The organism is Arthrobacter sp. UYEF20 (genome assembly GCF_040546335.1).
Lineage (GTDB): Bacteria > Actinomycetota > Actinomycetes > Actinomycetales > Micrococcaceae > Arthrobacter.
The window spans coordinates 1-7,334 of sequence record NZ_JBEPNP010000051.1; the positions used below are offsets into that span (position 1 = coordinate 1).

8 protein-coding genes are annotated in these 7,334 nt (G+C 62.9%); 2 read left to right on the plus strand and 6 right to left on the minus strand.

Translation table 11 applies throughout. The features are described from left to right. Window positions 1-1,110 precede the first annotated feature (1,110 nt). A complete protein-coding gene (locus ABIB26_RS23340) occupies window positions 1,111-1,890 on the plus strand; it encodes a type 1 glutamine amidotransferase domain-containing protein (RefSeq protein ID WP_354248558.1) in 780 nt (259 codons plus the stop codon). Between the two features lie 221 nt (window positions 1,891-2,111). On the opposite strand, the gene ABIB26_RS23345 is transcribed toward ABIB26_RS23340, so the two are convergent. The 3 genes from ABIB26_RS23345 to ABIB26_RS23355 form a co-directional block, all read right to left on the minus strand. Beyond that, a complete protein-coding gene (locus ABIB26_RS23345; RefSeq protein WP_354248559.1) occupies window positions 2,112-2,555 on the minus strand; it encodes a GntR family transcriptional regulator in 444 nt (147 codons plus the stop codon). An 88-nt stretch (window positions 2,556-2,643) separates the two neighbouring features. After that, on the minus strand, window positions 2,644-2,838 hold the full coding sequence (locus ABIB26_RS23350) for a helix-turn-helix domain-containing protein (protein WP_354248560.1): 195 nt from the start codon (window positions 2,836-2,838) through the stop codon (window positions 2,644-2,646). Window positions 2,839-2,899: 61 nt separating this feature from the next. After that, window positions 2,900-3,160, minus strand: coding sequence for a hypothetical protein (locus ABIB26_RS23355; protein ID WP_354248562.1), 261 nt, complete (start codon window positions 3,158-3,160; stop codon window positions 2,900-2,902). A 1,008-nt stretch (window positions 3,161-4,168) separates the two neighbouring features. Here ABIB26_RS23355 and ABIB26_RS23360 point away from each other — a divergent pair. Further along, complete coding sequence (locus tag ABIB26_RS23360) at window positions 4,169-4,954, plus strand: oxygenase MpaB family protein (RefSeq protein ID WP_354248564.1); 786 nt, start codon at window positions 4,169-4,171, stop codon at window positions 4,952-4,954. Window positions 4,955-5,045: 91 nt separating this feature from the next. Here the strand turns inward: ABIB26_RS23360 and ABIB26_RS23365 are convergent, their stop codons facing one another. The 3 genes from ABIB26_RS23365 to ABIB26_RS23375 all read right to left on the minus strand — a co-directional run bounded on the left by ABIB26_RS23365 (window position 5,046) and on the right by ABIB26_RS23375 (window position 6,805). Beyond that, the gene (locus tag ABIB26_RS23365) at window positions 5,046-5,810 is read right to left on the minus strand and encodes a hypothetical protein (protein WP_354248566.1); all 765 of its coding nucleotides are present in this window, start codon (window positions 5,808-5,810) and stop codon (window positions 5,046-5,048) included. Beyond that, window positions 5,807-6,190, minus strand: a complete 384-nt coding sequence (locus ABIB26_RS23370; protein WP_354248567.1) for a hypothetical protein — start codon at window positions 6,188-6,190, stop codon at window positions 5,807-5,809. Before ABIB26_RS23370 ends, ABIB26_RS23365 begins: the two co-directional genes overlap by 4 nt. Before the next feature lie 288 nt (window positions 6,191-6,478). Beyond that, entirely contained in the window at window positions 6,479-6,805 is a 327-nt protein-coding gene (locus ABIB26_RS23375; protein WP_354248569.1) for a histone-like nucleoid-structuring protein Lsr2, read from the minus strand. Window positions 6,806-7,334: the final 529 nt, after the last annotated feature.

A 7,334-nucleotide genomic window follows, 5' to 3' on the forward strand; every position in this document is an offset into this window, starting at 1 on the left:
TGAAACGCCGGCGTGCTGCAGTCATGCTGATCTCTACTTTCAGTAGACCCCCATTTTAAGAGGGCCCACTGTCCGAGAACTCCGCGGCAGCTCACTTACCGCTGGAACAACTTTGGGCATTGGCCAAAGCGAAGGCTCCTGCGACGATGGCATGGTGAACAGGCCGATCGGAAACTGGGTCAAGCATGTGCATGCGTCGCTGGAGACACTGCTCCCCCAAGGCATCAGTGATCTCCCGAACAACAGCACAGGTCGGAGCCGCTTCATCGGTGCGGACGACTTCTGAAGGCCGGGTTCCAGCAGATTGGTATGGCCCCGCGATACCTGCAGATTGCCGGGAAATGGCAAGACCACAACCTCTACCAGTTGGTCCTGCACGACTAAAGTGTCTAGCTCATCCCCACGCTGAGGTAGGAATGTGTCGAGGCACGTCCCAACGCCAAGGGAGCTGCGCGGCCCTGTCACTGCTTAGCCTCTCGATGGCCCCGCCGGATAGTACCGGTTTCTCCACGAGAAGCGACGTCTAAATGTCAGTCAAGGCACCCTTGACGTCGCAGAACCTACAGTTTTTGGAGACACGGTCGGTTCTGCTGCCACGGCAGTGAAGTGCACGCGATAGTGCCATGCTCTCGGAGCGCTAATGGCCGATTCCCCGGAGCCCGAAGCTGGTTCCCTCACTGCCGCCAAACGGCCGTCTGGATGGCCTGGATGTCGGGATCATCCAAAATCCTCCGCAGCGTATTTCGACCGAGGTCACTCATGCGTGGGTTCGTCGTTTGGTAGTACCAGACCAAGCCCATGGACTGTTGAAATGCCCAGGCCGGTCCTCGTAGCCACTCCACGCTGCCAGCGCCAAGACTTGCTTGGAGAAACTCGCGTGCTTGGGGGTTGAGGACAAAAGCTCGGGAAAGTCACGCTAAGCCGATCCCGCGTGGTAACGATGGGTGCCTCGGTTCGTTGAGCCTGTATGGCTGAATATGAATATCTGACAGCGGCCGAGGAGGCCTCGTACGGGCGATTCGAGGGGCAGACGATTACCACCGTCTAAGACGGGGGTGGGCCTGAATTTGGGCTTGGCGTAGGGTGGAATTTAGACGATAGGAGCACTTGATGAAGAAAATTCTGATGGTACTGACCAGCGTTTCCGAGATCGGCGATACGGGCGAGAAGACCGGCTACAACGTGGCCGAGGCTGCACATCCCTGGAAGGTCTTCATGGATTCCGGGCATTTCGTCGACTTCGCGTCCATCCAGGGCGGCCAGCCCCCGCGCGACGAGGTGGACTCAGAAGATCCCATCCAGGTTGCCTTCACGGAGGACGAGGCCACGCGCGCCGGACTCTACAACACTGCCCGCGTCGACGTCGTTGATCCCGACCAGTACGACGCCGTTTATCTCGTGGGCGGCCACGGCACCATGTGGGACTTCCCGGACAGCGAAGGCTTGCAGAATCTGGTTGCCAGCGTCTACAACGCCGGCGGCTTGGTGGGCGCGGTCTGCCACGGGCCGGCAGGCCTGCTGCACGTGGAATTGGAGAACGGGCTTCGCCTCGTCGAGGGCCGGAAGGTGGCCGCCTTCACCAACGACGAGGAGGTTGCCGCAGGGAAGGACAAGGTCATCCCGTTCTTCCTGGCAGACCGACTTGAGGAACAGGGCGCCACCCACGTCTCCGCTGATGTCTTTGAGGAAAAGGTCGTGGTTGACGACCGGCTGGTGACCGGCCAGAACCCGGCCTCAGCCGCCGGCGTGGCCAAGGAGATGGAGAAGCTCTTCGCAGCGGTCATCCACCAGGAAAAAGCCGACGAACAACACGACGCGGAGGCTCTGCGCGCCGAGAAGGACGCCGAGAAAGACGCCAAGAAGGCTGCTGCGGCAGGCACCGAGCACTAACGCCCGCAGCGCACTGAAACTGACGGCCACCCCGTTGGCTCCCCCCGCCCGGCGTAACAGCAGCTGCGGCTCAGAATCCCTGCCATCTGGCCGCCACCGGCCTAGCGTGACTCTTCCGAGCATTGGTCCTCAAGCCCCGAAGTCTCCATGTGGGCGGCACCGTCCGGATCCGGCCGATCAATCCAGGCACTGAAGGCGCCTAAGACGACGACGGGAATCAGCTACACGCTGCTTGCGCGAATGGCGTCGGCCACGCTTTCCAAGAGCAGCCTCATTGCCTCCGCAGCCCCTTCCGGGTCATGGCGGCACACGGCGTCGATGATGGCCAGACGTTGAGGAAGTGACACACTGGGCCGCCCCGGTTGCCGTGCAAGCTGGAACTGGAACCGGACAGCCTGGCCGCGTAGCCTCTCGATGGTTGCTGCGGCGGTCGGCTGGGCGCTGACCTCGATGATTTTGGCGTGCAGCCGCTGGTTACACGCCGAGTAGGACTCGCGGTCTCCTCGCGAGATAGCATCCTCCATCTGCTGGGCGAGCTCCCTCAATTCCTGGGATTCGGTTTCGGTGATCCGCTCAGAGGCCTTCCGGGCGCACAGAGCCTCAAGCGCGCCGCGAACTTCGGTGATGCCTAGGCAGCGGCGTGACGGGTCATCATCCGCGGGCAAGCTCCTCGGGTGACGGCTGATCGCCCGGGTAACCGGCCATGCTGCGAAGGCTGGGCGTCCGTCCCGAACGGGCAGATCAGAAGGGCTGTTAGTCGGCAGTTGTGGCGCACTGCCGGATGTAGCCCTCCACCGCTGATTCGGGAACGCGGTAGGACTTTCCGAAGCGGACGGCGGCCAGGGCCTGGGACCTGACCAGCCGGTAGACGGTCATCTTGGACACCCGCATGATCGCTGCGACTTCGGCGATGGTCAGGTAGGCGGTCGGCGAGTTCGCAGCCAGCATGGAAATCGAACTCCTTGTATCGGGCCGGGCCGGTGGCTTATTGGGCCGGTCGGGACGGCGTCTATTCCGGATACCGCACGTTCCGGTGGTCGAAGAAAACCAGGCTTCCTGACGGCGTCCCGGGGATTCGCAGCCCCAGATGGGGCGAGCGGATGACTACGATGGTGCCCTCTCGGCGTCCGTTGAAAGGGTCATCTCCCACGACCACCTGACCGGTGCGGAACGGGATGCGGGACTCTCGGAGGCGGTGTGCCGCCTTCGCGACCGCCCGGGTGATGCGGCCCGGCCGTGGGTGCGCCGGCTTTGCGTTGGAAAGGTGCATCGGTCTCTCCTTGCTTGCCAAAGAAGTACGCGTGGAGGCCCGGCTTTCCTACCGCCCCCGTTCCGGTCCCCCGGCGCACAACAAGCCTACGCTCGTGCCCCACCAGTAACATGAGTACCAACTACCTCACTTTTCACAAGGTGCTACTGGTTGCTACCTGGACGCGGATGGCGCAGCCGCGCTCCAGCTCCTAGGGTGAGGGTTCATCGTCCGCCGGCCATCCGGCGCAGGCTGCCGAGCTGATCCGGCTATGTCATCGCCTACTGTTCGCGCAAGTACCGGCGGGCGATGTCCGCCTGGGATTCGGCGAGAACAGCGCCGTCAACGAGGCGGCGGGACGATCAACGCGGCCTGCGCCCCCGGCAGCCGGAGTGCGAGCGTGGTGCCGTCCGGGGCGGTGACGACGTCCTCGGACCAGCCCTATACGGTCACGGAGTCGCCGTCGCCGGATTCGGCGGTGGCTTCGCTGAGGAGCTTACGCATCCGGAAGGAGCCCCTCGAGTGAGTCAGGGACGGTGAACGCGGCGAGGATCTCCGCGTCGGTTTCGAGGGGCTTTTCGTTCACCTGGTCCAGGATCGGCTGGAGGCGTGCCGCTTCATCCGCTCGGTGGCTCCCGGGGTGAAAACCGGTCCCAGGGTGCTAGACGGTCGCGGGCAGTCGACGGCTAGCCGCTCGGCGCGTGCTCCTGGAGGCTACACCAACCGATCACAAAACCCCGCCCAAGAGCGTCAAACTCCACTGTGGCGCGGCGTCAAAGCTTGAAGCCCCCAGGAGAGCGGCCAGCTTGTCTCATTAATCGATCCTTTACTGAGACAGGGGCCGATAGTCCCTACAAAAGGTGAACACACACTGCATCGACGCACCTGATCCCAGCAGCCGGGGCCGTGCCAGCGGCGCCCATCCGAGTACGAGCCTTGCAGTGAACCGGGGGCTAGGAATGAGAACGTCCTGCCGGGGCCATCCGGACCTGCCACAGCCCCAGAAAACCGCTCGGGTACAGTGTTTGAATGGTTCGTGGACTTGCCGACATCGGGGCGGAGGGTGTTTTGCTTGCCGGCGCGGGGCGCGCCGTGTTGCTGCAGATCGCCCATCCTGCCATCGGTCATGCCATCGCTGAGCACAGCAACTTCTCCGAGCGCCCGTTGGACAGGCTCCGCAGCACGATGAGCTATGTCTACGCCGTGGTCTACGGCACCTCGGGCCAGGTGGCCGCCGTCAGACGTGTCGTGAACCGGGCCCATGCCCGTGTCCTCCGCCAGCCGGACGCCACCTCGAGGGGGTACAACGCCTTCGACGCCGAAACCCAGCTCTGGGTAGTTGCAACCCTGTACGACACAATGGTCACGGTCCACGAGAAAATCCATGGTCCGCTCGACGACGCCTCGGCCGATGTTGTCTACCGCGAGTACGCCAAGATCGGCACTGCCCTGCAGTTGCCGGAGAAGATGTGGCCGGCTGACAGGGCGGCCTTCCGCGAATACTGGAACCGCACCCTGGCCGGACTGGAAGCCGACGAGGTCGCGGTGCGCGTCGCACGTGACCTGCTTTATCCGTCAGCCGGACCGGCCGTAATGCGCCTGGTCATGCCCCTGGTGCGCCTGATCACGGCAGGGCTCCTGCCGCGCCAGCTTCGGAAGGACTTCCGGCTGCCGTGGAACCGGCGGCACCGTCTGTGTTTCGAACGCACGATAAATCTTTTGGCCAGGGTTTATCCGCTGCTTCCGCAACGGCTCAGGCACTGGCCGAAGAACTATTACCTTGGCCAGCTCGCTCCAGCGTTGGGGCACACATAGCAAGGCCGGCGCCTTGCGGCTGCCCCGGAGGTAAGGGGCCGGCAGTCCAACGCCGATAACAGCGCATACGTCCGCGGCATGGATCGGACCTCTACCAGGTGCGGATTTCCCACGCTTCCGTGACGGCGGCCATCGCAGGTTCCTTGGATGAGATTTCCACCCCGGCGGTGGCCGTGGCGACCTCCGCCAACCCTAGATCCGTCCGGCGCATCCAGTAAGCCCAGCAGGTACCGTTGCCGACCCTGGATTTGAATTTGACGCCGGCCAGCTCGCTGCCGTCATCGAGAGTCACGCCACGGAGCCATTCTGCAATGCGCGTGGTGACATTCCGATCGTTCGAGAATGCGGCTGCCCGGTCGATTTCCTCGTGGCCGGTGAAGGGCATGATGTCGGCCGCGGGACCCAACGACAGCGCGTCCAGGGTGGCCTGCTCTTCCATGTCCGCCCACGAACCGGCACTCTTGGGGACGTCGATGACGTGTTTCAGGCGCGAGTCCCGCCAGGAGAACGGGAGGTGGCCAGGCTGCATGTGACCGAGCCGGGCAAAGTCATCCTGGATTTCCTTCATTACTTCCTCCGGTGTGATGCCCCAGAGCGCGGCCAGCTTTCCCAGCTTCTTCTTGTGGCTGGGCTTCATCCGTGCCCAGGCCAGGCACTCGCGAAACGCCGTTTCAAGCGTATCCGCGATGTAAAGGGTGCGCCCGGGGGTGTCCCAGCGGCTCCAATCGTCACGAGGCTCCCCGTCGTGGCGCTTCTCGGGATTCAGCGCGCCGTAGGTGGCGGTGGCAATCCGGAACCCGGAGACCGGCCCGGGGACCAAGGCCAGGCCGGTCGTCCTGCAGATGCGTGGGCTCAACCGGAAAAGCCCCCGGTGAGCATGGCGTTCGCTGCTACGCGAACGTCCTTGAAGCGGTCTTCCATAATCGCCTCAACGGGTGAGTCCTCGTCCAGCCACGGGTTCGAGCCGATGAACCACAGCCGGGCCACATGCTCGCCGTGCGCATCGGAAAGCTCCGTCCACAGCCGGATTGCTGACATGAGCCGGCGAACGGCGGCCGCGTTCGGTTCGGGTCCGTCTTCCTTCGCCCACTTGTGGGAGATGCGACGGTCCTTGCTGCCGGTCAGCCCCGCGACCAGCGTCGGTCCGAGACCGGCGTTGAGCCGGCGAACGATCTCCCGGATACCCAGTTCGTTAGTGCGGACAGCCGCCGTTCCCACAGTTGCGTCGATAGACATGTTCGACTCCTCGCTTGGTTCAGTACAACCAGACTACTTGCAAGCAACCTTCGATGCCACACAAAAGCTACATCTAGATAACATCACCTGGCGTAAGAAACGGGGCCACGCCGGATTCGAAGGAGTCGACTGCATACGCCGTTTACCGGCTGTGGCGGTTCGTCTGATCTGGGTGCCCACAGACGCCTGTTTCCCTGCCGCACCTTCTCCGTTGCGTCGACAACAGCGCAAATGTGGGTCAACCTCCATGGTCCAGCCCGGCTGTCTGCCCCTGGCGGCGGCGTCTCGTTATGCCCGGGAGTGGTAGGCCCGTTTGATGTCCTGGCTGATTTGTCCCCTGGCACTGGGGTTGTACCCATTGGCGTGGGCCCATTCCCTGATCTTCCGGGTCTCTTCCCTGCCGATCGGTGCGGTCTTTGCGCCCGAAGTGCCTGATGTGCCGCGGAGACGCCGGCCATGAGCGACATACTGTTCGAACAAACCCCGAAGTTCGGTGGCATGACCGGCCGACAGGTCGATTTCATATTCGGCACCATCCACGCCAAATCGGACGGTTTCCTGGGCTTCCTCACCCGAAAGGTCATCAATCAGCTGAACTTGTACTTTGCGGGCCATGGGATCCTTTTCGTGGTTGAGGCACGGTGTCGTCCCCAACCGACTCAAGCCATTGCCGTCAATCCTATTCGAATCCCGGCTCCACTCTTATTGATCCCGCTCGCCCGCCCGCGACGTGTTGTGGTCCAGGCTGCTGTCCCTGATGTATCCGATGCGCTACCCGGCCACATTGCATTCCTAACGAAAAGGGTCAGGTTGAATCCTGAGATCCCCGGCAACAAGTGTCAATTAATAGCGCCCTAGGCCCGAACCTGACATGACTGCCCGCCGCTGTCCTGACGCTTGGTTGGGGTATGCCCTAACCCGACGGTGTGGGGAATCGGCCCTCGAGCATCCCGCGCGATTCAGAGACGCTGGAAGGAAACTGCGGGCCCGCCCCTTGGACCTGCCGCTTCGGAACCACCGACATCACAGACGCAGTAAGTAGGTGAATATTGCGGCCGTATGGTTTTGTGAGACAGCTTGTTAGGAGCCCTTCTTCACAATGACCGACCGTAAGATGTATAGCCAGAAGTACAAGGACGACGCC